Below are 25,992 nucleotides of genomic sequence, written 5' to 3'. Positions count from 1 at the left end.
CGTGGTCCTTCTCTGTGCCGAGCGCCTCGATTTGCATCCGGGCGCTCGGCGCAGTAGGTTTACGGCTCCGCCCAGGGGGAACCCCACACATTCATGTGTCGGATCACGGTGAACCAAACGGGCGGGAAATTCCGACTCAGAATCTCTGATAAGGTCGGAGCAGCCGAAAGGCGAAAGGCCGGTCCAACTGGCCGCTGGATCTGAAGGTCCGAATCCCGGGAGACCGGGGGGCGGGAAAAGGATCTGGTAGAGTTGGAAACGCCGAAAGGCAAGAAAGACCGAAGGGAAACTGCCCGGAGGGCCTGGTGAAAAGGGCCTGAAGGAAGCGTCCGTTCCTTGAGAACTCAACAGCGTGCCAAAAGTCAACGCCAGATATGTTGATACCCCGTCCGGGAGCTTCTGCTCCGGGATGAGGTTCCTTTGAAAAAGTCCTCCGTTTCATCCCCATTGCGTGGGGTGGCGGGGGCGCACACAGCGAGGACGCTGTGGACCGGGAGTGATTATTCCTTGCTCCTGGTTCCGCTCCCGTGTGTGTCGACCAGGATTACCTGGAAGCATTCACGGAGAGTTTGATCCTGGCTCAGGACGAACGCTGGCGGCGTGCTTAACACATGCAAGTCGAACGATGAACCCGCTTCGGTGGGGGATTAGTGGCGAACGGGTGAGTAACACGTGGGCAATCTGCCCTGCACTCTGGGACAAGCCCTGGAAACGGGGTCTAATACCGGATACCACCCGGGGGCGCATGCCTCTGGGTTGAAAGCTCCGGCGGTGCAGGATGAGCCCGCGGCCTATCAGCTTGTTGGTGGGGTGATGGCCTACCAAGGCGACGACGGGTAGCCGGCCTGAGAGGGCGACCGGCCACACTGGGACTGAGACACGGCCCAGACTCCTACGGGAGGCAGCAGTGGGGAATATTGCACAATGGGCGAAAGCCTGATGCAGCGACGCCGCGTGAGGGATGACGGCCTTCGGGTTGTAAACCTCTTTCAGCAGGGAAGAAGCGAGAGTGACGGTACCTGCAGAAGAAGCGCCGGCTAACTACGTGCCAGCAGCCGCGGTAATACGTAGGGCGCAAGCGTTGTCCGGAATTATTGGGCGTAAAGAGCTCGTAGGCGGCTTGTCACGTCGGGTGTGAAAGCCCGGGGCTTAACCCCGGGTCTGCATTCGATACGGGCAGGCTAGAGTGTGGTAGGGGAGATCGGAATTCCTGGTGTAGCGGTGAAATGCGCAGATATCAGGAGGAACACCGGTGGCGAAGGCGGATCTCTGGGCCATTACTGACGCTGAGGAGCGAAAGCGTGGGGAGCGAACAGGATTAGATACCCTGGTAGTCCACGCCGTAAACGTTGGGAACTAGGTGTTGGCGACATTCCACGTCGTCGGTGCCGCAGCTAACGCATTAAGTTCCCCGCCTGGGGAGTACGGCCGCAAGGCTAAAACTCAAAGGAATTGACGGGGGCCCGCACAAGCAGCGGAGCATGTGGCTTAATTCGACGCAACGCGAAGAACCTTACCAAGGCTTGACATACACCGGAAAGCATTAGAGATAGTGCCCCCCTTGTGGTCGGTGTACAGGTGGTGCATGGCTGTCGTCAGCTCGTGTCGTGAGATGTTGGGTTAAGTCCCGCAACGAGCGCAACCCTTGTCCTGTGTTGCCAGCATGCCCTTCGGGGTGATGGGGACTCACAGGAGACCGCCGGGGTCAACTCGGAGGAAGGTGGGGACGACGTCAAGTCATCATGCCCCTTATGTCTTGGGCTGCACACGTGCTACAATGGCCGGTACAAAGAGCTGCGAAACCGTGAGGTGGAGCGAATCTCAAAAAGCCGGTCTCAGTTCGGATTGGGGTCTGCAACTCGACCCCATGAAGTCGGAGTTGCTAGTAATCGCAGATCAGCATTGCTGCGGTGAATACGTTCCCGGGCCTTGTACACACCGCCCGTCACGTCACGAAAGTCGGTAACACCCGAAGCCGGTGGCCCAACCCCTTGTGGGAGGGAGCTGTCGAAGGTGGGACTGGCGATTGGGACGAAGTCGTAACAAGGTAGCCGTACCGGAAGGTGCGGCTGGATCACCTCCTTTCTAAGGAGCACATGGCCGGATGCGAGCGAATGTCTCGCACGGTTGCTCATGGGTGGAACGTTGACTATTCGGCACAGTAGGGTCTGCTTCTTTCACTAGTACTGCTTCGGCGTGGAACGTGGATGGGGTGGGGTCTGCTGGGCCGGGCGCGCTGTTGGGTGTCTGAGGGCACGGGCTTCTGCCAGTGTCTTCGGTTGCCGGCCCCGGTGAACTCACCATGTCGTGTGGTGGGGTGGCGGGTGGTTGGTCGTTGTTTGAGAACTGCACAGTGGACGCGAGCATCTGTGGCCAAGTTTTTAAGGGCGCACGGTGGATGCCTTGGCACCAGGAACCGATGAAGGACGTGGGAGGCCACGATAGTCCCCGGGGAGTCGTCAACCAGGCTTTGATCCGGGGGTTTCCGAATGGGGAAACCCGGCAGTCGTCATGGGCTGTCACCTACTGCTGAACACATAGGCAGTGTGGAGGGAACGAGGGGAAGTGAAACATCTCAGTACCCTCAGGAAGAGAAAACAACCGTGATTCCGGGAGTAGTGGCGAGCGAAACCGGATGAGGCCAAACCGTATGTGTGTGATACCCGGCAGGGGTTGCGCATGCGGGGTTGTGGGATCTCTCTTTCACAGTCTGCCGACTGTGAGACAAGTAAGAAACCGTCATGATAGGCGAAGGGCATGCGAAAGGCCCGGCGTAGAGGGTAAGACCCCCGTAGCTGAAATTGTGGCGGCTTGTTTGAGAGACACCCAAGTAGCACGGGGCCCGAGAAATCCCGTGTGAATCTGGCGGGACCACCCGTTAAGCCTAAATATTCCCTGGTGACCGATAGCGGATAGTACCGTGAGGGAATGGTGAAAAGTACCGCGGGAGCGGAGTGAAATAGTACCTGAAACCGTGTGCCTACAAGCCGTGGGAGCGTCGGGATGCGAGTTTACTCGTATCCTCGTGACTGCGTGCCTTTTGAAGAATGAGCCTGCGAGTTTGCGGTGTGTTGCGAGGTTAACCCGTGTGGGGAAGCCGTAGCGAAAGCGAGTCCGAACAGGGCGATTCAGTAGCGCGCTCAAGACCCGAAGCGGAGTGATCTAGCCATGGGCAGGTTGAAGCGGCTGTAAGAGGTCGTGGAGGACCGAACCCACCAGGGTTGAAAACCTGGGGGATGACCTGTGGTTAGGGGTGAAAGGCCAATCAAACTCCGTGATAGCTGGTTCTCCCCGAAATGCATTTAGGTGCAGCGTCGTGTGTTTCTTGCCGGAGGTAGAGCACTGGATAGGCGATGGGCCCTACCGGGTTACTGACCTTAGCCAAACTCCGAATGCCGGTAAGTGAGAGCGCGGCAGTGAGACTGTGGGGGATAAGCTCCATGGTCGAGAGGGAAACAGCCCAGAGCATCGACTAAGGCCCCTAAGCGTACGCTAAGTGGGAAAGGATGTGGAGTCGCAGAGACAACCAGGAGGTTGGCTTAGAAGCAGCCACCCTTGAAAGAGTGCGTAATAGCTCACTGGTCAAGTGATTCCGCGCCGACAATGTAGCGGGGCTCAAGCGTACCGCCGAAGTCGTGTCAATCCAGCAGATAGCCCCAACGGGTGCTGGGTTGGGTAGGGGAGCGTCGTGTGCCGGGTGAAGCCGCGCCGGAAGGCAGTGGTGGACGGTTCACGAGTGAGAATGCAGGCATGAGTAGCGATACACACGTGGGAAACGTGTGCGCCGATTGACTAAGGGTTCCTGGGTCAAGCTGATCTGCCCAGGGTAAGTCGGGACCTAAGGCGAGGCCGACAGGCGTAGTCGATGGACAACCGGTTGATATTCCGGTACCCGCTTTGAAACGCCCAATATCGAATCCTCTGATGCTAAGTCCGTGAAGCCGCCCTTGATCTCTTCGGAGTGAGGGGGAGTGGTGGAGCCGACGACCCGAGGTGGTAGTAGGTAAGCGATGGGGTGACGCAGGAAGGTAGTCCAGCCCGGGCGGTGGTTGTCCCGGGGTAAGGGTGTAGGCCGTGTGATAGGCAAATCCGTCACACATTAAGGCTGAGACCTGATGCCGAGCCGATTGTGGTGAAGTGGATGATCCTATGCTGTCGAGAAAAGCCTCTAGCGAGTTTCATGGCGGCCCGTACCCTAAACCGACTCAGGTGGTCAGGTAGAGAATACCGAGGCGTTCGGGTGAACTATGGTTAAGGAACTCGGCAAAATGCCCCCGTAACTTCGGGAGAAGGGGGGCCATGTCTGGTGATCCAACATGCTTGGTGAGCTGGGTGTGGCCGCAGAGACCAGCGAGAAGCGACTGTTTACTAAAAACACAGGTCCGTGCGAAGCCGTAAGGCGATGTATACGGACTGACGCCTGCCCGGTGCTGGAACGTTAAGGGGACCGGTTAGCCAGGATTCGTTCTGGCGAAGCTGAGAACTTAAGCGCCAGTAAACGGCGGTGGTAACTATAACCATCCTAAGGTAGCGAAATTCCTTGTCGGGTAAGTTCCGACCTGCACGAATGGCGTAACGACTTCTCGACTGTCTCAACCATAGGCCCGGTGAAATTGCACTACGAGTAAAGATGCTCGTTTCGCGCAGCAGGACGGAAAGACCCCGGGACCTTTACTACAGTTTGATATTGGTGTTCGGTTCGGCTTGTGTAGGATAGGTGGGAGACTGTGATACGGGCACGCCAGTGTTCGTGGAGTCGCTGTTGAAATACCACTCTGGTCGTGCTGGATGTCTAACCTGGGTCCGTGATCCGGATCAGGGACAGTGTCTGATGGGTAGTTTAACTGGGGCGGTTGCCTCCTAAAGAGTAACGGAGGCGCCCAAAGGTTCCCTCAGCCTGGTTGGCAATCAGGTGTTGAGTGTAAGTGCACAAGGGAGCTTGACTGTGAGACCGACGGGTCGAGCAGGGACGAAAGTCGGGACTAGTGATCCGGCGGTGGCTTGTGGAAGCGCCGTCGCTCAACGGATAAAAGGTACCCCGGGGATAACAGGCTGATCTTCCCCAAGAGTCCATATCGACGGGATGGTTTGGCACCTCGATGTCGGCTCGTCGCATCCTGGGGCTGGAGTCGGTCCCAAGGGTTGGGCTGTTCGCCCATTAAAGCGGTACGCGAGCTGGGTTTAGAACGTCGTGAGACAGTTCGGTCCCTATCCGCTGTGCGCGTAGGAGTCTTGAGAAGGGCTGTCCCTAGTACGAGAGGACCGGGACGGACGAACCTCTGGTGTGCCAGTTGTCCTGCCAAGGGCATGGCTGGTTGGCTACGTTCGGGAGGGATAACCGCTGAAAGCATCTAAGCGGGAAGCCTGCTTCGAGATGAGGACTCCCACCCACTTGATGGGGTAAGGCTCCCAGTAGACGACTGGGTTGATAGGCCAGATATGGAAGCCGGGTGACCGGTGGAGTTGACTGGTACTAATAGGCCGAGGGCTTGTCCTCAGTTGCTCGCGTCCACTGTGTTGGTTCTGAAACCACGAACAACCCATTGCTGGTTTGTTGATTGTTTCATAGTGTTTCGGTGGTTATAGCGTTAGGGAAACGCCCGGTTACATTCCGAACCCGGAAGCTAAGCCTTTCAGCGCCGATGGTACTGCAGGGGGGACCCTGTGGGAGAGTAGGACGCCGCCGAACAATTTTTGGGGAAGGCCCCGCACCGTATGGTGCGGGGCCTTTCGCGTTTCCGGACCCTTTTTCCGGCCCTTTCCCAGGCCATGCCAGGCCCTGCCAACCCTCCCCGGAACCCCTTCCGAGCCGCCCGGCCCCTGCGTGGCCGGCCTTGTGGCGCCGAGGGAGGGCCGCCCTCGGGCGTGGGTCGAGCCACTGTCAGAACCGTGTATGATTAACCTCGTTGAACGGCGCAAGCGCCAGACAACAAGGCCCCAATAGCTCAGTCGGTAGAGCGTCTCCATGGTAAGGAGAAGGTCTACGGTTCGATTCCGTATTGGGGCTCAGTAAAAAGAAAGGCCCCCGCCACTCGGCGGGGGCCTTTCTCTTTGTCTAGAGCGGGAACGGACCCGGGACACGCATGGCGAGGATGGCCATGTCATCGGACGCGGGCTCCGCGGCGAAGCGCTCGACCGCTCTGAGGACCCGCGCGGCGACCGCGCCGGCCGTCAGACCCTTGCAGCCCGCGAGGACTTCGGCGAGGCCCTCGTCGCCCAGCATGCGGCTGCCTTCACGGCGCTCGGTGACCCCGTCGGTGACGCACAGCAGGACATCGCCCGGGTCGAGGGTGACCTCCTGCTCGAACAGCTCCAGTTCGTCCATGACACCCAGCAGCGGCTGAGGTTCCGCGGCGGGCTCCACCGTGCCGTCGCGGTGCAGCCGGAGCGGCAGGGGATGGCCCGCGCAGACGACCTTCAGCAGGGCTCCGCCGTTCTCCTGGGGCCACAGCTCGCCATAGAGCAGGGTGAGGAAGCGGCTGCGGGCCCCCTCGTCGAGGATCGCCGCGTTCAGCCGCTCCAGGACCGCCGGGCCGCCGAAGCCCTCACGGGCCAGCAGCCGCAGGGCGTGCCGGGCCAGACCGGTGACGGCCGCCGCTTGCGGGCCCGTACCACAGACATCGCCGATGGCGAAGCCGTAGGCGCCGTCGCGGATGGGGAACAGGTCGTAGAAGTCGCCGCCGACCTCGTTGCCCTCGCCCGCCGCGCGATAGATGACCTCGACCTCGACACCCGGGACCTCGGGCAACTCCGGCGGGAGCAGACTGCGCTGGAGGGCCTGGCTGTTGGCCACGCGCTCCGAGTACAGGCGGGCGTTGTCCAGGGCGAGCGCGGCCCGGCGGGACAGATCCTCGGCCAGCTCCAGGATCTCCTGACGGAAGTGGTCGTCGGAGGGCTTGCCGAGCGTCAGCATCCCGATGACGCGGTTGCGGGCGACCAGGGGCAGGACCACCGTCTCACCGCCGACGGCCGCGGCGGTCGCGAGCGTGGTGTCGATGCCGGAGGAGACCGGCTGCGAGGAGCCGAGACCCAGTTCGCGCCGGGAGGTGAGCAGGGCCGCCTGCTGCGCGGCACGGCCGGGAGCGGCCCAGACCCGGGCCCCGGGGGTCAGCACCGGGTCCGGCGGGGGAACCTTGGACAGCAGCGCCTTCAGCCCGTCGATGCGTTCCTCGTCCTCGTGCAGTACATAGCTGAGATAGGGGTCGGAGGACTGGTCGGCGATGGTGTAGACGGCACACCAGGTGGCCAGCGTCGGGACCGTCATCTGCGCCATCAGCGCGAGTGTCTGGTCCCGGTCGAGAGTCCCGGCGAGCAGGTCGGACGCCTCGACGAGGAAGGAGAGCGAGCCGCGCCGCAGCCGTTCCAGCTCGCCGAGGCGGGCGGACTCGACGGCGAGGGCGATACGGTCGGCGGCGAACTGGAGCCGCAGGGCCTCCTCGTTGGAGTACCGTCCGGCGGACTCGGCGGCGACCCCCAGCGAGCCGGTGAGCCGCCCCTCGACCTTGAGCGGGACGGTGACGACGGAGCGCATCCCGGTGGAGTTGAGCAGGGGCACCGCACCGGGGACCGAGGCGAGGTCGTCGTGGACGGCGGGCATCCGCGCGGAGCCGTACCGTCCGGTGCCTGCCTCGACCGGGACGCGGGCGAACCGCTGGCGCGCCGAGGGGAGCCCGGTGGTGGCGCGGACCTCCAGTTCGGTCTCGTCGTCGGTGGCGAGCAGCAGGAACGCGGCGTCGCCGTCGAGCATGTCGCGGGCGCGTTCGACGGTCCGCTGGAGGAGTCCGTCGAGGTCGTCGGGGGCGGGGGAGCCGATGAAGACTTCGAAGGGGTCCGCGCCGGTGCCGTCGGTGCCTGTGGCGGGGTCGGGTACGGGGCCGCGCTGCGGGGTCTGGAGGATGGCGCGTTCGTCGTCCCGTACCAGCAGACAGACCGTGGACGGCTCGCCCTGGGAGTCGCGGACCCGCAGATGGGAGGCGTAGACGGGGATGACCCGGCCGTCGGTGCCGCGGATGCCGTAGCTGCCCTCCCAGCGGGAGAGCTGAAGGGCCTCCGCGATGCCGGTACCGGTGCCGGGGGTGTGGGGCCAGGCGGCGAGGTCGGCGAGGGGTTTGCCGACGACCTGTTCGGCGGTGTAGCCGAAGATCTTCTCGGCGTCCCCGTTCCAGGCGGAGAGGGCGCCGCAGCGGTCGATCTGGACGACGGCGACGCGCACCCGTTCGTCGGCGGCGGGGAGCAGGGCGGTCGGCAGGACAGGGCCCGCGGAGCGGGTGCCGACGGGGCGGCGGGGCAGGTCGAGCTGGAACCAGACGTGCTTCCGGGCGGGGCTGTACTCGACGCCCCAGCGTGAGGCGAGCGCGGAGCACAGCATCAGACCGCGGCCGTTCTCGCTGTCGAGCGAGGCGAAGGCGTGGCCCGCGCCCTGCATCGGGACCTCGCGTTCGGGGTAGCGGTCGCCGACCTCGACGCGGACGCTGTCCTCCTTGCGCAGACAGAGCACATCGGCGGCGGTGCCGGCGTGGACGATCGCGTTGGTGACGAGTTCGCTGGTGAGGACGACCGCGTCGTCCACGACATCGGAGTACCCCCACCCCTGGAGGGTGTCGCGGACAAAGGCGCGGGCGGTCGCGACGGACCGCCCGACAGGGTCAAAGCTGGCAGCCGCCCGCGCGGTGATCACAGAACTCCTCGTACGTGTGTCGACGCCCGGCTCCGCCATGATCGGCCTGCCCCTCCAGGTGCCCGGTGGTGGTTCTCGTGCCCGTGCCACCCCGGCCGGGCGGACCGGGGCGGTTGGACAGCCGGAAGCCAGGTTACTTACCTTCGCTGTCCGCGCGGATGCCGGTTGCCGCTGTTTCCGTCCCGCAGGGGATGGCTTCGGCGGGCGTTGCTGCCGAACTGTTATGGCCTGGTTCCGCGTGGGTGAAACACTGGGCAGGCCGCCTGTTACGGCTCAGGCGGCTCGGTCGACCCCTGCGGGAGGGACACGGTGGAGTCTGGCGCGTCGGCGCGTGGCACTAGCACGCGCGCGAAAGGCGGACGATCCCGGAGCAATGCGACGACAGAGGTCGATACGGCTGCTCTGCACAAGCTGCTGGCCGCTCTGGTGTCGATGCGGGACGGGAACTTCCGCAGGCGTCTGACGGTGTCCGGCGACGATGTGATGGCCGAGATCGCGGCCGTCTACAACGAGGTCGCCGACCGGAATCTGCACCTCACCGGGGAGATGGCGCGGGTGCGCCGGGTCGTGGGGCGGGAGGGCAAGCTCACCGAGCGGCTGGAGACGGGTGCCTGCGAGGGCTCCTGGGCCGCCGCGATCGAGGCGACGAACGACCTCGTGGACGATCTGTCGCGGCCGGTCTCCGAGGTGGGCCGGGTGCTGTCGGCGGTCGCCGACGGTGAGCTGGACCAGCGGATGGAGCTGCGCTCGCACGGGGCCGACGGCGCCGTACGGCCGCTGCGCGGTGAGTTCCTGAAGGTGGCGCGGACGGTCAACGGCCTGGTGGACCAGTTGTCCTCGTTCACCGACGAGGTGACCCGGGTGGCGCTGGAGGTCGGGACCGAGGGCAAGCTCGGGGGGCAGGCGCAGTCCCGCGGCATGTCCGGTTCCTGGAAGGATCTGACCGAGTCGGTCAACTTCATGGCACAGCGGCTGACCGCTCAGGTGCGGGACATCGCCCGGGTGACCAAGGCCGTCGCGATGGGCGATCTGTCGCAGAAGGTCACCGTCCATGTCGACGGGGAGATGCTGGAGCTGAAGAACACCGTCAACACGATGGTGGACCAGCTCTCCGACTTCGCCGACGAGGTGACACGTGTGGCCCGCGAGGTCGGCACGGAAGGCGAGCTGGGCGGCCAGGCCGAGGTGCCCGGGGTCGCCGGTGTGTGGAAGGACCTGACCGACTCGGTCAACACCATGGCGGGCAATCTGACCTCGCAGGTGCGCGGGATCGCCGAGGTCACCACGGCGGTCGCCAACGGCGATCTGTCGCAGAAGGTGACCGTCAGCGCGCGCGGCGAGGTCGCCCAGCTCGCCGACACCATCAATCAGATGACCGAGACGCTGCGGACATTCGCGGACGAGGTCACCCGGGTCGCGAGCGAGGTCGGCGCGGAGGGGCTGCTCGGCGGCCAGGCGCAGGTGCCGGGTGCGGCGGGGACCTGGAAGGACCTCACGGACTCCGTGAACACGGTCTTCCGCAATCTGACCACCCAGGTGCGGGACATCGCGCAGGTGACGACGGCGGTCGCCAACGGCGACCTGTCGCAGAAGGTCACGGTGGATGTGGCCGGGGAGATGCTGGAGCTGAAGAACACCGTCAACACGATGGTGGACCAGCTCCAGTCCTTCGGCTCGGAGGTCACCCGGGTGGCCCGCGAGGTCGGTGTCGAGGGCCGGCTGGGCGGTCAGGCCCGGGTCCCGGGTGCGGCGGGGACCTGGAAGGACCTCACGGACTCCGTGAACAACGCCTTCCACAACCTCACCGGCCAGGTGCGGGACATCGCGCAGGTGACGACGGCGGTCGCGCGCGGCGATCTGTCGCAGAAGGTCACGGTGGATGTGGCCGGGGAGATGCTGGAGCTGAAGAACACCGTCAACACGATGGTGGCGCAGCTCTCCTCGTTCGCCGACCAGGTCACCCGGATGGCCCGGGACGTGGGGACGGAGGGCAGGCTCGGAGGTCAGGCCCGGGTCGACGGGGTCTCCGGCACCTGGCGTGAGCTGACCGACTCGGTGAACTTCATGGCGGGCAATCTCACCGCCCAGGTGCGCAACATCGCCCAGGTGGCGACCGCCGTGGCGCGCGGTGACCTGTCGCAGAAGATCGATGTGGACGCCCGGGGCGAGATCCTGGAGCTGAAGAACACCATCAACACGATGGTCGACCAGCTCTCCGCCTTCGCGGAGCAGGTGACGCGGGTGGCGCGGGAGGTGGGCACCGACGGTCGGCTGGGCGGTCAGGCCCAGGTGCCCGGGGTCGCCGGTGTCTGGCGCGACCTCACCGACTCGGTGAACGGCATGGCCGGCAATCTCACCTCGCAGGTCCGGCAGATCGCGCAGGTGACGACGGCGGTCGCGCGCGGCGATCTGTCGCAGAAGATCGATGTGGACGCCCGCGGGGAGATCCTGGAGCTGAAGAACACCATCAACACGATGGTCGATCAGCTGTCCAACTTCGCGGAGCAGGTGACGCGGGTCGCCCGGGAGGTCGGCACCGAGGGCATCCTCGGCGGCCAGGCCGAGGTGCAGGGGGTCTCCGGCACCTGGAAGGACCTCACGCAGTCGGTCAACTTCATGGCGAACAACCTGACCAGTCAGGTGCGGAACATCGCCGAGGTGACCACCGCGGTGGCGAAGGGCGATCTGACCAAGAAGATCACCGTGGAGGCGAAGGGCGAGATCCTGGAGCTGGTGACCACGGTGAACACCATGGTCGACCAGTTGTCCGACTTCGCCGACGAGGTGACCCGGGTGGCCCGGGAGGTCGGTACCGAAGGGGTGCTCGGCGGCCAGGCCCGGGTCCGGGGCGTCACCGGCATCTGGAAGGACCTCAGCGACAACGTCAATCTGATGGCGAACAACCTCACCAGTCAGGTGCGGAACATCGCCCGGGTCTCCGCGGCGGTCGCCGGGGGCGACCTCACCAAGAAGGTGACCGTCGAGGCCCGCGGCGAGGTCGCCGAGCTGGCCGACACCGTCAACACCATGGTGACGACGCTGTCCTCGTTCGCCGACGAGGTGACGCGGGTGGCGCGGGAGGTGGGCACCGACGGCCGGCTGGGCGGCCAGGCCCAGGTGCCCGGCGTCTCGGGCACCTGGAAGGACCTCACCGAGTCCGTGAACTCGATGGCGTCCAATCTGACCGGTCAGGTGCGGCAGATCGCGACCGTCACCACCGCCATCGCGAAGGGCGATCTGACCCGGAAGATCGACATCGATGCCCGGGGGGAGATCCTGGAGCTGAAGAACACCATCAACACGATGGTCGACCAGCTCTCCTCGTTCGCCGAGGAGGTCACCCGGGTGGCCCGGGAGGTGGGCACCGACGGGCAGCTCGGCGGCCAGGCCCGGGTGCGGGCCGTGGACGGCACCTGGCGCGACCTCACCGAGTCGGTGAACGAGATGGCGGGCAACCTCACCCGGCAGGTGCGGGCGATCGCGGCGGTGGCCACCGCCGTGACCCGGGGCGATCTCAATCTCAAGATCGACGTGGATGCCGCCGGCGAGATCCAGGTCCTCCAGGACAACATCAACACGATGATCGCGAACCTCCGCGACACCACGCTCGCCAATGAGGAACAGGACTGGCTCAAGGGCAACCTGGCCCGGATCTCGGCCCTGATGCAGGGGCGGCGCGACCTCGACGACGTCGCCTCGCTGATCATGAGCGAGCTGACCCCGGTCGTCTCCGCCCAGCACGGCGCCTTCTTCCTGGCCCTGCGTCCCGGCAGCCAGGACCTGGTGGGCACCGGCAGCGGGGACGGCTCCTACGAGCTGGTCATGCGGGCCAGCTACGGCTACTCCGCCGGGTCGATGCCCACCACCTTCCGGCCCGGCGAGACCCTGATCGGGACGGCGGCCGAGGAGAACCGGACCATCCAGGTCGACGTCCCCCCGGGGTATCTCAAGATCTCCTCCGGGCTCGGCGAGGCATCGCCCGCACATGTGATCGTGCTGCCGGTGCGGTTCGAGGGCACCGTGCTCGGGGTCGTCGAGCTGGCCTCGTTCCAGCCGTTCACCCAGATCCAGCGGGACTTCCTCAACCAGATCGCCGAGATGATCGGCACCAGCGTCAACACCATCAGCGTCAACACCAAGACCGAGGTGCTGCTGAAACAGTCGCAGGAGCTGACCGAGCAGCTGCGGGAACGCTCCGCCGAGCTGGAGAACCGGCAGAGCGCGCTCCAGGCGTCCAACGCCGAACTGGAGGACAAGGCCGAGCTGCTGGCCCAGCAGAACCGCGACATCGAGGTCAAGAACACCGAGATCGAGGAGGCCCGGCAGGTCCTGGAGGAACGCGCCGAGCAACTGGCGGTCTCCATGCGGTACAAGAGCGAGTTCCTGGCGAACATGTCGCACGAGCTGCGGACCCCGCTGAACTCGCTGCTGATCCTCGCCAAGCTGCTCGCCGACAACCCGGAGACCAACCTCTCACCGAAGCAGGTGGAGTTCGCCGAGACCATCCACGGGGCGGGCTCCGATCTGCTCCAGTTGATCAACGACATCCTCGATCTGTCGAAGGTCGAGGCGGGCAAGATGGACGTCAGCCCCACCCGGATCGCGCTGGTGCAGCTCGTCGACTATGTGGAGGCGACGTTCCGGCCGCTCACCGCGGAGAAGGGGCTCGACTTCTCGGTACGGGTCTCGCCGGAGCTGCCCGCGACCCTGCACACCGATGAGCAGCGGCTGCTCCAGGTGCTGCGGAATCTGCTGTCGAACGCGGTGAAGTTCACCGACAGCGGATCGGTGGAACTGGTGATCCGCCCCTCCGGCGCCGATGTCCCGCAGTCGATCAGGGAACAGCTCCTGGAGGTCGGCTCGCTGCGCGACCCGGACGGCGCGCTGATCGCGTTCTCGGTCACGGACACCGGCATCGGGATCGCGGCGGGCAAGATGCGGGTCATCTTCGAGGCGTTCAAGCAGGCGGACGGCACCACGAGCCGCAAGTACGGGGGCACGGGGCTGGGCCTGTCGATCAGCCGGGAGATCGCACGGCTGCTCGGCGGGGAGATCCACGCGGCGAGCGAACCGGGGCGCGGTTCGACGTTCACCCTGTATCTGCCGCTCCGCCCGATCGAGCTGCCGTCGTCGAACGGTCAGGGCCCGGGCGCCGAGTCCCCGGCGCCCGAGGAGGCGGCACCGGCGCGGCAGGTCGGGCACTCCTCGTCGGCGACGCTCTTCCGGCGGCGGCGCAAGGCGCGCGAGAGCGCGGAGGGCGCCGCGGCGCTGCCCGCGTCCGGCGTGGGGGCGGCCGTCGGCACACCGGTCACCGCGGAGCCGGTGGAGCCGCGGCGCACCTACTCCTTCGACAACGAGAAGGTGCTGATCGTCGACGACGACATCCGCAATGTCTTCGCGCTCACCAGCGTGCTGGAGCAGCAGGGCCTGACGGTGCTGTACGCGGAGAACGGCCGGGAGGGGATCGAGGTCCTGGAGCAGCACGACGATGTCCAGGTCGTCCTGATGGACATTATGATGCCGGAGATGGACGGGTACGCGACGACGACCGCGATCCGCAGGATGCCGCAGTTCGCCGGGTTGCCGATCGTGGCGCTGACGGCGAAGGCGATGAAGGGCGACCGGGAGAAGGCGATCGAGTCGGGGGCTTCCGACTATGTCACCAAACCGGTCGACCCGGATCATCTGCTCACGGTGATGGAGCAGTGGGTGCGCGCTCGGTGACCGGATGCCCCGTCTGTTGCTGACTGACCGTGGCGGAGGATGTGTGCGTCGTCGTCGTGCGGGGAACCTTTCGGACTCCCGTTACGTTTCTTCTCCGTGCACAGTGACATCGTGGTGACAGGGTGTGGCGACAGGCGGGGTGCGGCTACCATGACCGGCACAACATTGGGCGACGCAAGGGAGTCGTCCCCTGGGGCGGCGCCGGTGGTGCCTCCCGGCTCGTGGAGCCGGGGAGACCCCAGGGCGGGGCGAGGAGGACGGGGCATGGTGCAGAAGGCCAAGATCCTCCTGGTCGATGACCGGCCGGAGAATCTGCTGGCGCTGGAGGCCATTCTTTCCGCGCTCGATCAGACGCTGGTACGGGCATCGTCAGGGGAGGAAGCGCTCAAGGCACTGCTGACGGATGATTTCGCCGTCATTCTGCTGGACGTTCAGATGCCCGGCATGGACGGGTTCGAGACGGCCGCGCACATCAAGCGGCGGGAGCGGACCAGGGACATCCCGATCATCTTTCTCACCGCGATCAACCACGGGCCGCACCACACCTTCCGCGGCTACGCGGCGGGCGCGGTCGACTACATCTCCAAGCCCTTCGATCCGTGGGTGCTGCGGGCGAAGGTCTCGGTGTTCGTCGATCTCTACATGAAGAACTGCCAACTGCGGGAGCAGGCGGCACTGCTGAGGCTCCAGCTCGAAGGCGGTGCCCGCGCCGGCGGCGGCGCGGACGGCAAGGAGCCGGTGGGTCTGCTCGCCGAGCTGTCCGCGCGGCTCGCGGCGGTCGAGGAGCAGGCGGAGGCCCTGTCGAAGCAGCTCGACGACGAGTCCGCGGATGTGGCCGCCGTCGCCACCGCCGCCCATCTGGAACGCAAACTGACCGGCCTGCGGCGGGCGCTGGACGCGCTGGAGCCGGGCACGGGCGGTCCGAACGCCCTGCCGACCCAGAACTGACCACCCGCCGATGACCGACTGACCCACTGACACCCCCTGCTGATTCCCTGCTGCCCCAGCGCTGCTCCCCGGGCGCGACCGGCCCGGGTCCGCGTGCCCGACGGCCCGTCCGGACCCGGTGCTCCGCCGTGTCGGGGCGGTGCGCCGGTCCGCCGGGGGCCGCTGAGGGAGTGTCACGTCAAGGCGGGCACCCGGGCGACACCAACGGGTGAGGGCGTGGGCACACGTGTCCGCCGCGTCCCGCACCGGTAATCTCACCACCATGGCTTCACGTACGTCCGGCAAGGGCCCCCAGGAACCGGCGGCCTCCGCCAAGCCGCGCACCGGCCGTACGAGCGGTGCCACGGCCGCGGCGAAGAAGAAGGCCGCGGCCGGGAAACCGGGCGCGCCCGCCGCCAAGGGCCCGGCGGGGGGGAAAACCTCCGCCAAGCCCCCCGCGAAGAAGGCCACCGGCCGGAAGGCACCGGCGGCAGCGGCCCGGAAGGCACCCGCGAAGAGGACCGCCGCCCAGAAGGCCGCCCCCCGGCCCGCGCCCTCCCCGACCGGGGGGCTCTACCGCCTGGTGCGTGCCCTCTGGCTCGGTCTCGCGCGCACGGTGGGCGCCCTCGTCCGGGGCATAGGGCGGGGTGCGAAAGGGCTCGACCAAGCCCACCGCAAGGACGGGCTCGCGCTGCTGCTGCTCGGGCTCGCGCTGATCGTCGCGGCGGGCACCTGGTCGCATCTGCGCGGCCCGGTCGGCGATCTGGTGGAGATGCTGGTGACCGGCGCGTTCGGCCGGCTCGATCTCCTCGTCCCGATACTCCTCGGGGTGATCGCGGTCCGGCTGATCCGCCATCCGGAGCGGCCCGAGGCCAACGGCAGGATCGTCATCGGACTCTCCGCCCTGGTCATCGGGGTACTCGGACAGGTCCATATCGCCTGCGGGTCCCCGGACCGCGTCGACACGGAAGCGGTGCAGGACGCGGGCGGCCTGATCGGCTGGGCCGCCGCCGAGCCGCTGATCTTCATGATGACGGCCGCGCTCGCCGTGCCGCTGCTGGCGCTGCTCACCTTCTTCGGCCTGCTGGTGGTCACCGCGACCCCGCTCACCGCGATCCCGCGACGGGTCCGGCAGCTCCTCGTCTGGCTGCGGCTCGTCCATCCGGCTGACGACGGGTACGACGGGCCCGACGGGTACGAGGAGAGCGAGGACGACCGGCGGTACGAGGCGCGGTGGCGCGAGGGGGTGTCCGGGGGCCCGGGCCGTCGGGGCGGCCGCCCCGGCCCCGACGGTCCCGGCGCGGCCGAGGAGGCGGCGCTGTCCCGGCGACGCGGTGCGCCGGACGCCTTCCCGCCGGGCCGCCCGCTGGACGCGGTGGACGTGGCCGCTGCGGCGGCAGCCGCCCTCGACGGCGCCGTCCACAACGGGCTGCCGCCCTCGCCGCTGGTCGCCGACCTCACCAGGGATCTGTCGGCGGACCGGGAGCAGGCCCTCGGCGGGCCGGTGCCGCCCGCGCGGGGCCCGCGCACCCCGGCGGCCGGTTCCGGCGGCGCGACCCCGGGCGGTGCCCCGTTCTCCGTACCGGATCTCACCAAGCCGTCGCCCGAGGAGAGCCGTCCCCTGCCACCGCGGGCCGAACAGCTTCAGCTCTCCGGGGACATCACCTATGCCCTGCCGACGCTGGACCTGCTGGAGCGCGGCGGCCCCGGCAAGACGCGCAGTGCCGCCAACGACTCGGTCGTCTCCGCGCTGACCACGGTGTTCACGGAGTTCAAGGTCGACGCGGCGGTCACCGGCTTCACCCGGGGGCCGACGGTGACCCGCTACGAGGTGGAGCTGGGACCGGCTGTGAAGGTCGAGCGGATCACGGCCCTGACCAAGAACATCGCGTACGCCGTCGCCAGCCCCGATGTGCGGATCATCTCGCCGATCCCGGGCAAGTCCGCGGTCGGTATCGAGATCCCCAACACCGACCGGGAGATGGTCAAGGTCGGCGATGTGCTGCGGCTCGCGGACGCGGCGGAGGACGACCATCCCATGCTGGTCGCGCTCGGCAAGGACGTCGAGGGCGGCTATGTGATGGCCAACCTCGCCAAGATGCCGCACATCCTGGTCGCGGGCGCCACCGGCTCCGGCAAGTCGTCCTGCATCAACTGCCTGATCACCTCGGTGATGATAAGGGCGACCCCGGAGGACGTCCGGATGGTGCTCGTCGACCCCAAGCGGGTGGAACTCACCGCCTACGAGGGCATCCCGCATCTGATCACCCCGATCATCACCAACCCCAAGCGGGCGGCGGAGGCACTCCAGTGGGTGGTCCGCGAGATGGATCTGCGCTACGACGATCTCGCGGCCTTCGGGTTCCGGCACATCGACGACTTCAACCGGGCCGTGCGCGCGGGGAAGGTGAAGCCGCCCGAGGGCAGCGGGCGGGAGTTGCAGCCGTATCCGTATCTGCTGGTCATCGTGGACGAGCTGGCCGATCTGATGATGGTGGCCCCGCGGGACGTGGAGGACTCCGTCGTCAGGATCACCCAGCTCGCGCGGGCCGCGGGCATCCATCTGGTGCTGGCGACCCAGCGGCCGTCCGTCGATGTCGTCACCGGTCTGATCAAGGCGAACGTGCCCTCGCGGCTCGCCTTCGCGACCTCCTCGCTGGCCGACTCCCGGGTCATCCTCGACCAGCCGGGCGCGGAGAAGCTGATCGGCAAGGGCGACGGGCTGTTCCTGCCGATGGGCGCCAACAAACCCGTCCGGATGCAGGGCGCCTTCGTCACCGAGGACGAGGTCGCGGCGGTGGTACAGCACTGCAAGGACCAGATGACGCCCGTCTTCCGGGAGGACGTCGTCGTCGGCTCCCAGCAGAAACGGGAGGTCGACGAGGAGATCGGCGACGATCTCGACCTGCTCTGCCAGGCCGCCGAGCTGGTGGTGTCCACGCAGTTCGGCTCGACCTCCATGCTCCAGCGCAAGCTGCGGGTCGGCTTCGCCAAGGCGGGGCGGCTGATGGACCTCATGGAGTCGCGTTCGATCGTCGGACCCAGCGAGGGGTCCAAGGCCCGTGATGTCCTCGTCAAACCGGAGGAACTCGATGGCGTGCTCGCCCTGATCCGGGGGGAGCCTCACCCATAAGGGTTCGGCTCGCCCGGCGTTGGGCGGGCAACCGTTTCCCCGGCCCGTTCGTCAAGTTGGAGGGAGGGGCGGAAAAACCGTTCCCGCCGTTTCGCCACCCACCCCGTCGCTCTTCCGGCCGAGCCGCGGCCATCGGCCATTCGGATGGCGTACAAACCCCGGCCGCCCGGTTGCCCCACCCTTTCGTACCAGCCATACACTGAACCTCCAGCAGGTGGTTACACGCTCGAAAGGCACGCCTGTGACCCTCGGCAACTCCCCTGAAGACGACCGTCCTTCCATCGAGGAGGACCGGCCCTCCATCGGCCGCGTGCTGAAGCAGGCCCGGCTCTCCGCGGGCCTGACCGTCGACGAGGTCAGTGCCTCCACCCGGGTGCGGGTCCCGATCGTTCTCGCGATCGAGCAGGACGACTTCGCCCGCAGCGGCGGCGATGTGTACGCGCGGGGCCATATCCGGATGATCGCGCGGCGGGTCGGGCTCGATCCCGCCCCGCTGATCGAGCGGTACGACGCCGAACGCGGCGGGCGGCCCGCGCCCACCCCCGCGGCACCCCTGTTCGAGGCCGAACGGATTCGGCCCGACGCGCGCCGCCCCAACTGGACGGCGGCCATGGTGGCCGCGATCGTCGCCGTGATCGGCTTCGTCGGCTTCACCCTCGTCAGCGGCGGCGACGAGCGGTCCTCCCGGGACCGTACGGTCGCCGAGGGGCAGGCGCCCGAGGCCCGGCCGTCGAAGCGGCCGAGCGGCAGGCCCGCCGACCCCAAGCCCGTCCCCTCGGACAGCGCCATCGCCGCCGCCCCCGCCGACCGGGTCACCGTCCGGCTCTCCGTCATCGACGACAGGAGCTGGATCTCGGCCAAGGCCCGCAGCGGCAAACTGATCTTCGACGGCACCCTCGCGAAGGGGGATTCCCGGACATTCCAGGACGCCGAGGGGATCGATCTCACGCTCGGTAACGCCGGGGCGATCGAGCTGTTCGTCAACGGCAAGAAGATCGACGGCGGTTTCCGGCCGGGCCAGGTGGAGCGGCTCTCGTACACCAAGGGCGACCCCCAGGTCGGCTGAGACCGGCCCGGAGGAGGCCCGGAGCGGGGACGGGACGGGACGGAACGGACCCGCTCCGGACACGGCCACCGGGACGGACCGGAGCGCGGCGGTGGCCCCGTACGGCGGAGGAGCCCTCGGGGCAGGGGCGCGGGCCAGGACAAAGTAGTCTTGAGCCCATGCCCGAACGCCGTACCGTCGCCCTTGTCACTCTTGGCTGCGCCCGTAACGAGGTGGACTCGGAGGAGCTGGCAGGCCGCTTGGCAGCGGACGGCTGGCAGCTCGTCGAGGACGCCGCCGACGCGGATGTCGCCGTCGTCAACACCTGTGGTTTCGTCGAGGCCGCGAAGAAGGATTCCGTCGACGCCCTGCTGGAGGCCAACGACCTCAAGGACCACGGCAGGACCCAGGCCGTGGTCGCGGTCGGCTGCATGGCCGAGCGCTACGGCAAGGAACTCGCCGAGGCCCTGCCCGAGGCCGACGGAGTCCTCGGCTTTGACGACTACGCCGATATCTCCGACCGGCTCCAGACCATCCTCAGCGGTGGCATCCACGCCTCTCACACCCCCCGTGACCGGCGCAAACTGCTTCCGCTGAGCCCTGCCGAGCGCCAGTCCGCCACCGGGGTCGCCCTGCCGGGCCACGGGGACGCCGCCCCCGCCCCGATCGTCGATCTGCCCGAGGGCGTCGCCCCGGAGTCCGGGCCGCGCGCCCCGCTCCGCCGCAGGCTCGGCAGCAGCCCCGTGGCCTCCGTGAAGCTGGCGTCCGGCTGCGACCGGCGCTGCTCCTTCTGCGCCATCCCGTCCTTCCGCGGCTCGTTCATCTCCCGGCGCCCCTCCGATGTCCTCGGGGAGACCCGCTGGCTGGCCGAGCAGGGCGTGAAGGAGGTCATGCTGGTCTCGGAGAACAACACCTCCTACGGCAAGGACCTCGGCGACATCCGCCTCCTGGAGACCCTGCTGCCGGAGCTGGCGGCCGTCGACGGCATCGAGCGGGTGCGGGTGAGCTACCTCCAGCCCGCCGAGATGCGCCCCGGCCTCATCGACGTGCTGACCTCCACACCGAAGATCGCCCCCTACTTCGACCTCTCCTTCCAGCACTCCGCGCCGGACGTGCTGCGCTCGATGCGGCGCTTCGGGGACACCGAACGCTTCCTGGAGCTGCTGGAGACCATCCGTTCCAAGGCCCCGCAGGCCGGAGTGCGCTCCAACTTCATCGTCGGCTTCCCCGGCGAGAGCGAGGCGGACTTCGCCGAACTGGAGCGCTTCCTCACCCATGCCCGGCTCGACGCCATCGGGGTGTTCGGCTACTCCGACGAGGACGGCACCGAGGCCGCCGGGTACGGGAACAAGCTGGACGAGGACGTCGTCGCCGAGCGGCTGGCCCATCTGTCCCGGCTCGCCGAGGAGCTGACCGCCCAGCGTGCCGAGGAGCGGGTGGGCGAGACGCTGGAGGTCCTGGTCGAGTCGGTCGACGCGGAGGACGGCGCGGTGGGCCGCGCGGCGCACCAGGCGCCGGAGACCGACGGACAGATCCTGTTCACCGCGAGCGAGGGTCTGGTGCCCGGCCGTATGGTCGTGGCCAAGGCCGTCGGCGCGGAGGGCGTCGATCTGCTGGCCGACCACTGCGAGGACGTGCGGACCGGCGGCGGGACCCCGGGCGAGGAGGCGGGCAGATGACCGGAGCGCCGGCATCCGCGGGGGGCGGCTCCGGCAGGCCCGCCCCCGGTGGCAAGCTGGGCGCTGCGGCCGTCAACCAGGCCAGCCTCTGGAACATCGCCAATGTCCTCACCATGCTCCGTCTGGTGCTGGTGCCCGGCTTTGTCCTGCTGATGCTCCAGGGCGGTGGATACGACCCCGTCTGGCGCGCCTGGGCGTGGGCGGCGTTCGCCGTCGCGATGATCACGGACATCTTCGACGGGCATCTGGCACGGACCTACAACCTGGTCACCGACTTCGGGAAGATCGCCGACCCGATCGCCGACAAGGCGATCATGGCCGCCGGTCTGATCTGTCTGTCGGCGCTCGGGGATCTCCCCTGGTGGGTCACCGCGGTGATTCTCTTCCGGGAGCTGGGCGTCACCCTGATGCGGTTCTGGGTGATCCGCCATGGAGTGATTCCGGCCAGTCGGGGCGGCAAGATCAAGACCCTGGCCCAGGGTACGGCGGTCGGGATGTATGTCCTGGTGCTGACCGGACCGCTGGCCACCCTCCGCTTCTGGGTGATGGGCGTCGCCGTGGTGCTGACGGTCGTCACCGGGCTCGACTATGTGCGACAGGCGGTCACGCTGAGACGGCGGGGACTGGCCAAGGCGCGCGGCACGGCGGGAACCGGACGGTGACCGAGGCGGCCCGGGTCCTGGCCCTGCTCGCGGAGCGTGGTGAGACGCTGGCCGCCGCCGAGTCCCTGACGGGTGGCCTGCTGGCCGCAGAGCTGACGGCGGTGCCGGGGGCGTCGGCGGTCTTCCGCGGTTCCGTCACGGCCTACGCCACCGATCTGAAACGGGATCTCCTGGGGGTCGACGGGACCCTGCTGAAGACCCGCGGAGCGGTGGACGCCGAGGTCGCGCGGCAGATGGCGGCCGGTGTGCGCCGGGCGCTCGGGGCCGGCTGGGGCATGGCCACCACCGGCGTCGCGGGACCCGCCCCGCAGGACGGCAGCCCCGTCGGCACCGTCCATGTGGCGATCGCGGGACCCTCCGGGGCGGGGAAAACCGCCGCACTGCGATTGAACGGCAGCCGTGCGGAAATCCGTAAGGAAAGTGTACGGAGCGTACTCGCGCTGCTGCTGGACGAACTGCTGGGGACGGCGCGGGCACAGGATACGGAACAGAACGGGGGGAATTGATGTTTGCAGCCCTGAGTGAACACGACATCGCTCCCCGCACGGCCGCAGCACAAGGCGGTACGGTGGGGCGTGAAGGATGCGGTAACACGGTCCGAGGAGGGAGCCACCGATGATTCTGCTCCGTCGCCTGCTGGGTGACGTGCTGCGTCGGCAGCGCCAGCGCCAGGGCCGTACTCTGCGCGAAGTCTCCTCGTCCGCCCGAGTCTCGCTCGGCTATCTCTCCGAGGTGGAGCGGGGGCAGAAGGAGGCTTCCTCCGAGCTGCTCTCCGCGATCTGCGACGCGTTGGACGTACGGATGTCCGAGCTCATGAGGGAGGTCAGCGACGAGCTGTCGCTGGCTGAGCTGGCTGCTTCGGCCGCGGCCACCGAGCCGGTGCCCACACCGGTTCGTACGATGCTGAACTCCGTCTCCGTCACATCGGTCACCGGTGTGCCGACGGAGCGAGTGACGATCAAGGCGCCGACGGAGGCCGTCGACGTCGTCGCGGCGTAGTGCGCAGGGCGTCGAACCGTTCCGCCGTGCCGTTTGGTACGGCGTTTTGCGGCCCTCGGCGACACCGCACCGGAAGGAGACGTTCCGGATGGTGCGGATACGGTGTGGTGCGATGCGAACCCCGGTCGCTGCCCTCTGGGGCGGTGGGCCGGGGTTCTTGCGTGGGACCGTCGGTCTCCTGGGCGGGACCGTCGATTTCTTGGGTGCGGCTTCAGCGGGGCTGAAGTCCCGCTGAAGCCGTGGTACCCGCATCACGTGATGGCGGAGGCGGTCAGCCGCCGGAAGGGCGGGACGAGCGCCCCGGAGGCCGCCCCGATCGGTCGCGGACAGTGACCGCCGCGGGGCATGGGCGGCGGGCGGAGAGAGATCCGTCCGCAGGTCCGTTCCGTGGGGCTGTGTCATGGTGGAAAACGCCGACAACCGACTGGAGGCCCCGTATGTCTGTCGTGAAGAGTCCTCTGTCCGACGCGGATCTCAAAACCGTCGGGGAGGCGCTGCGGGGCGCGCTCGTGGATCTGGTGGATCTCTCCCTCGTGGCCAAGCAGGTCCACTGGAACGTCGTCGGGCCCCGCTTCCGGTCCGTCCATCTCCAACTGGACGAGGTGGTGGACACCGCCCGGCTGCACTCGGACACGGTGGCCGAGCGGTGCGCGGCGATCGGGGTCACCCCCGACGGACGGGCGGCCACGGTGGCGGCCCAGAGCGCGATCGGCACCGTACCGGAGGGATGGATCAAGGACGGCGACGCCATCCAGGTGCTCGTACGGGCCCTGGACGCGGTGATCGTACGGATGCGGGAGCGCATCGCGACGACCGGCGACCCCGACCCGGTGAGCCAGGACATCCTGATCGGCCTCACCGGCGATCTCGAAAAGCACTCGTGGATGTTCCAGGCGGAGAGTGTGTGAGACGGTCCCGGTGCCCTGGTCCGGCCCCGGGCGGTCCTTCGGGTGCCGGGGCCGGACGGGGCGGAGCCGATGTGACCGGCAGGTGTGCCCGGGCGGGTGTGCCCGGGCGGGTGTGACCGGGGAAGCGTGATCGGGGACGCGCGTGTTTCCGGGACGTGTGCGCCCGGACCCGACCCCGGTGCGCCCTCCCTGTGGGTGATCTCCCAGGTCTAGCGTGGTTCCGAGGGAGGCAGCAGCCATGGAGTGTCGCGGAGGCGCCCTCGGGGCCGGGGCCGTGCTCTCGGTGCTTGTCGCGCTCGCGGCGGGCGGGGTCTGGTGGTGGGCGCTGATACGGCTCGTCACGGCGCCGGAGCGGGCCGGTCTGACCGAGGGGATGGTGGTGGCGGGCGGCTGGGGCCTGAGTCTGCTGCCGGTGCATGTGACCGCTCCCCGGCGGCGGCGCGGGGGCCTTCGGCCGCGTGCGCTGTGCTGGAGGGGGCCGCGCCGCCGGGGAGCGGAGGGTCCGGGGATGCCGGGGGACGGTGGCGGTCCGGGTCCGGCCGGTGGCGGCGGTGGCCGCGGCGGGTCGGGCGGCGGTGGCGGTCCCGGCGGGGACACGGTCACCAGGGCATCGTCAGCCCGCCGTTCGGACGGATGATCTGGCCGGTGAGGTAGGCGGACGCGTCGGACGCCAGGAAGAGGACCGAGTGCGCCACGTCCTCCGGTTCACCGACCCGGCCCAGCGGGGCGCGTTCGGCGATCTGCTCGGGGGTCGCCAGCCGGGCCGCCGTCTCCGGATGCCCCGGCGCTGGCCCCGGCGCCATCATCGGGGTGCGTATCCAGCCGGGTGCGACGCTGTTCACCCGGATGCGGTGCGGGCCCAGCTCCGTGGCGAAGGTCCGGGTCAACTGGACCACGGCGGCCTTGGACACGCTGTACGGGAGGAGCCCCGGGTATCCCACGTCCACCGAGCCCGAGGACATCGTGATGATCGAGCCCGGCGCGCCGTCCGCGATCATCGCCCGGGCCGCCTCCTGGCAGAGGTACAGCACACCCTTGAGATTGACCGCGAGCACCCGTTCCAGATCCTCGTCCGTGGTCTCCAGGGCCGGGCCGGTGTGCACGATGCCCGCTATGGCGGCGGCGATGTCCAGCCGCCCTTCCCCGGCGGCGACGCTTCCGACCAGTGCGGCCACGGCGGCCCGGTCGGTGACGTCCAGGGTGTGGGCCGCTCCCCGCCCCGGGGCCTTCGCGATCAGATCGAGGGTCCCGGCCAACCCCTCGGTGTCGATGTCGGCGCAGTGGACGTCCGCTCCCGCCTGTGCCAGCAGGACCGCCGAAGCCCGGCCGATGCCGCTCGCCGCCCCGGTGACCAACGCCGTTCTTCCGCTGAGGTCGTACGCCGTGAGCGCCATGCGGGGACCGTACGACCGTATCTGACGGGCTGTCAATCAAGCGGTCCGGACTGGCAGCCGGGGCACCAGTAGCTGATCCGTTCGTCCCCGGCGCGGCCCGGACCGCTGCGGCGGACGGGGGTGCCGCAGCGGGGGCAGGGGCGGCCCGCACGGCCGTGGACATGGAGCCGGGACCCCGCCCGGGAACCGGCGGCCGTGGTCCGGCGCTCGACCGCGTCCCTGTTCTCCTCCAGCAGCCGGTGGGCGGTCGCGAGCAGTCGCTCCAGAACCCCTTCGGGCAGCTCGCCCACCGGGAGCCAGGGCGTCACCCCGGCGAGAAAGGCCAGCTCGCACTTGTAGACATTGCCGATTCCGGCGAGGTTGCGCTGGTCGAGCAGGGCCTCGCCCAGCGGCCGGGACGGATCGGCGAGCAGCCGTTCGCGTGCGGCGGCGGGGTCCCAGTCCGGGCCGAGGAGATCCGGGCCGAGATGGCCCACCACCTTCTGTTCGTCGGTGGTGCGCAGCAGTTCCAGGACCGGCAGCCGATAGCCGACGGCGGTGTGGGACGAGGTGCCGAGGACGGCCCGGATCTGGTGCTCCGGCCCTCCGCGCGGGCGTTCGCCCGCCGGGAAGACCCGCCACGCCCCGTCCATCCGCAGATGCGAGTGCAGGGTGAGCCCGCCCTCGAACCGGGCCAGCAGATGCTTGCCGCGCGGTACCACTTCCAGCACCCGCCGCCCGGTGAGGTCGGCCGTCGCGTACCGGGGCACCCGCAGCTCGGACCGGGTCAGCTCCCGCCCCGCCAGAGCGGTGTCCAGACGCTTCGCGGTCCGCCAGACGGTGTCACCTTCGGGCATGCCTCCAT

At 68.1% G+C, this 25,992-nt stretch carries 12 protein-coding genes, 1 tRNA gene and 3 rRNA genes; 13 read left to right on the top strand and 3 right to left on the bottom strand.

Annotated features, from left to right (window positions below; translation table 11 throughout):
• The first annotated feature begins 557 nt into the window (after positions 1–557).
• The 4 genes from CRV15_RS05380 (at position 558) to CRV15_RS05365 (ending at position 6,007) form a co-directional block, all read left to right on the top strand.
• Positions 558–2,085 (top strand): 16S ribosomal RNA (locus CRV15_RS05380).
• Positions 2,086–2,371: 286 nt separating this feature from the next.
• Positions 2,372–5,497, top strand: a 23S ribosomal RNA gene (locus tag CRV15_RS05375).
• A gap of 75 nt (positions 5,498–5,572) precedes the next feature.
• Positions 5,573–5,689: ribosomal RNA gene (rrf, locus tag CRV15_RS05370) — 5S ribosomal RNA — on the top strand.
• Together the 16S, 23S and 5S rRNA genes with 1 tRNA gene alongside form the textbook arrangement of a ribosomal RNA operon.
• 245 nt (positions 5,690–5,934) lie before the next feature.
• Positions 5,935–6,007: transfer RNA gene (locus CRV15_RS05365), tRNA-Thr, on the top strand.
• 48 nt (positions 6,008–6,055) lie between these two features.
• Here the strand turns inward: CRV15_RS05365 and CRV15_RS05360 are convergent.
• A complete protein-coding gene (locus CRV15_RS05360; RefSeq protein ID WP_003962075.1) occupies positions 6,056–8,716 on the bottom strand; it encodes a SpoIIE family protein phosphatase in 2,661 nt (886 codons plus the stop codon).
• 270 nt (positions 8,717–8,986) lie between these two features.
• Between CRV15_RS05360 and CRV15_RS05355 the strand changes: the two genes are divergently transcribed.
• The 9 genes from CRV15_RS05355 (at position 8,987) to CRV15_RS05315 (ending at position 23,754) form a co-directional block, all read left to right on the top strand.
• Complete coding sequence (locus CRV15_RS05355; protein WP_003956948.1) at positions 8,987–14,401, top strand: HAMP domain-containing protein; 5,415 nt, start codon at positions 8,987–8,989, stop codon at positions 14,399–14,401.
• A gap of 264 nt (positions 14,402–14,665) precedes the next feature.
• Complete coding sequence (locus CRV15_RS05350) at positions 14,666–15,349, top strand: response regulator (protein ID WP_003956947.1); 684 nt, start codon at positions 14,666–14,668, stop codon at positions 15,347–15,349.
• A gap of 262 nt (positions 15,350–15,611) precedes the next feature.
• Positions 15,612–18,461, top strand: coding sequence for a DNA translocase FtsK (locus tag CRV15_RS05345; protein ID WP_003956946.1), 2,850 nt, complete (start codon positions 15,612–15,614; stop codon positions 18,459–18,461).
• 241 nt (positions 18,462–18,702) lie between these two features.
• Positions 18,703–19,527: a helix-turn-helix domain-containing protein gene (locus CRV15_RS05340; protein WP_009997722.1), complete on the top strand. Its 825-nt coding sequence runs from the start codon at positions 18,703–18,705 to the stop codon at positions 19,525–19,527.
• Between the two features lie 158 nt (positions 19,528–19,685).
• Entirely contained in the window at positions 19,686–21,185 is a 1,500-nt protein-coding gene (gene rimO / locus CRV15_RS05335) for a 30S ribosomal protein S12 methylthiotransferase RimO (RefSeq protein WP_003956940.1), read from the top strand.
• Entirely contained in the window at positions 21,182–21,847 is a 666-nt protein-coding gene (gene pgsA, locus CRV15_RS05330; protein WP_003962078.1) for a CDP-diacylglycerol--glycerol-3-phosphate 3-phosphatidyltransferase, read from the top strand. The genes rimO and pgsA overlap by 4 nt, the downstream gene beginning before the upstream one ends.
• Positions 21,844–22,353: a CinA family protein gene (locus CRV15_RS05325; RefSeq protein WP_003956937.1), complete on the top strand. Its 510-nt coding sequence runs from the start codon at positions 21,844–21,846 to the stop codon at positions 22,351–22,353. The genes pgsA and CRV15_RS05325 overlap by 4 nt, the downstream gene beginning before the upstream one ends.
• Positions 22,354–22,462: 109 nt before the next feature.
• Positions 22,463–22,846, top strand: coding sequence for a helix-turn-helix domain-containing protein (locus CRV15_RS05320; RefSeq protein WP_003962079.1), 384 nt, complete (start codon positions 22,463–22,465; stop codon positions 22,844–22,846).
• 437 nt (positions 22,847–23,283) lie between these two features.
• Positions 23,284–23,754, top strand: a complete 471-nt coding sequence (locus tag CRV15_RS05315; RefSeq protein ID WP_003956935.1) for a Dps family protein — start codon at positions 23,284–23,286, stop codon at positions 23,752–23,754.
• 599 nt (positions 23,755–24,353) lie between these two features.
• On the opposite strand, the gene CRV15_RS05305 is transcribed toward CRV15_RS05315, so the two are convergent.
• Both CRV15_RS05305 and CRV15_RS05300 read right to left on the bottom strand, forming a co-directional pair.
• Positions 24,354–25,148, bottom strand: coding sequence for an SDR family NAD(P)-dependent oxidoreductase (locus CRV15_RS05305; protein WP_003956933.1), 795 nt, complete (start codon positions 25,146–25,148; stop codon positions 24,354–24,356).
• A gap of 32 nt (positions 25,149–25,180) precedes the next feature.
• The gene (locus CRV15_RS05300) at positions 25,181–25,984 is read right to left on the bottom strand and encodes an Fpg/Nei family DNA glycosylase (RefSeq protein ID WP_003962081.1); all 804 of its coding nucleotides are present in this window, start codon (positions 25,982–25,984) and stop codon (positions 25,181–25,183) included.
• Positions 25,985–25,992 lie beyond the last annotated feature (8 nt).

The organism is Streptomyces clavuligerus, from assembly GCF_005519465.1.
Classification (GTDB): Bacteria; Actinomycetota; Actinomycetes; order Streptomycetales; family Streptomycetaceae; genus Streptomyces; species Streptomyces clavuligerus.
Note: the sequence above shows the minus strand (reverse complement) of the source record. Positions and strands in the feature narration are given on the sequence as shown.

Bases quoted from the DNA above. Each gene is read 5' to 3' on its own strand.
- CRV15_RS05360 (WP_003962075.1), bottom strand. From the start codon at position 8,716: ATGGCGGAGCCGGGCGTCGACACACGTACGAGGAGTTCTGTGATCACC.
- CRV15_RS05350 (WP_003956947.1), top strand. From the start codon at position 14,666: ATGGTGCAGAAGGCCAAGATCCTCCTGGTCGATGACCGGCCGGAGAAT.
- CRV15_RS05345 (WP_003956946.1), top strand. From the start codon at position 15,612: ATGGCTTCACGTACGTCCGGCAAGGGCCCCCAGGAACCGGCGGCCTCC.
- rimO (WP_003956940.1), top strand. From the start codon at position 19,686: ATGCCCGAACGCCGTACCGTCGCCCTTGTCACTCTTGGCTGCGCCCGT.
- pgsA (WP_003962078.1), top strand. From the start codon at position 21,182: ATGACCGGAGCGCCGGCATCCGCGGGGGGCGGCTCCGGCAGGCCCGCC.
- CRV15_RS05320 (WP_003962079.1), top strand. From the start codon at position 22,463: ATGATTCTGCTCCGTCGCCTGCTGGGTGACGTGCTGCGTCGGCAGCGC.
- CRV15_RS05315 (WP_003956935.1), top strand. From the start codon at position 23,284: ATGTCTGTCGTGAAGAGTCCTCTGTCCGACGCGGATCTCAAAACCGTC.
- CRV15_RS05305 (WP_003956933.1), bottom strand. From the start codon at position 25,148: ATGGCGCTCACGGCGTACGACCTCAGCGGAAGAACGGCGTTGGTCACC.
- CRV15_RS05300 (WP_003962081.1), bottom strand. From the start codon at position 25,984: ATGCCCGAAGGTGACACCGTCTGGCGGACCGCGAAGCGTCTGGACACC.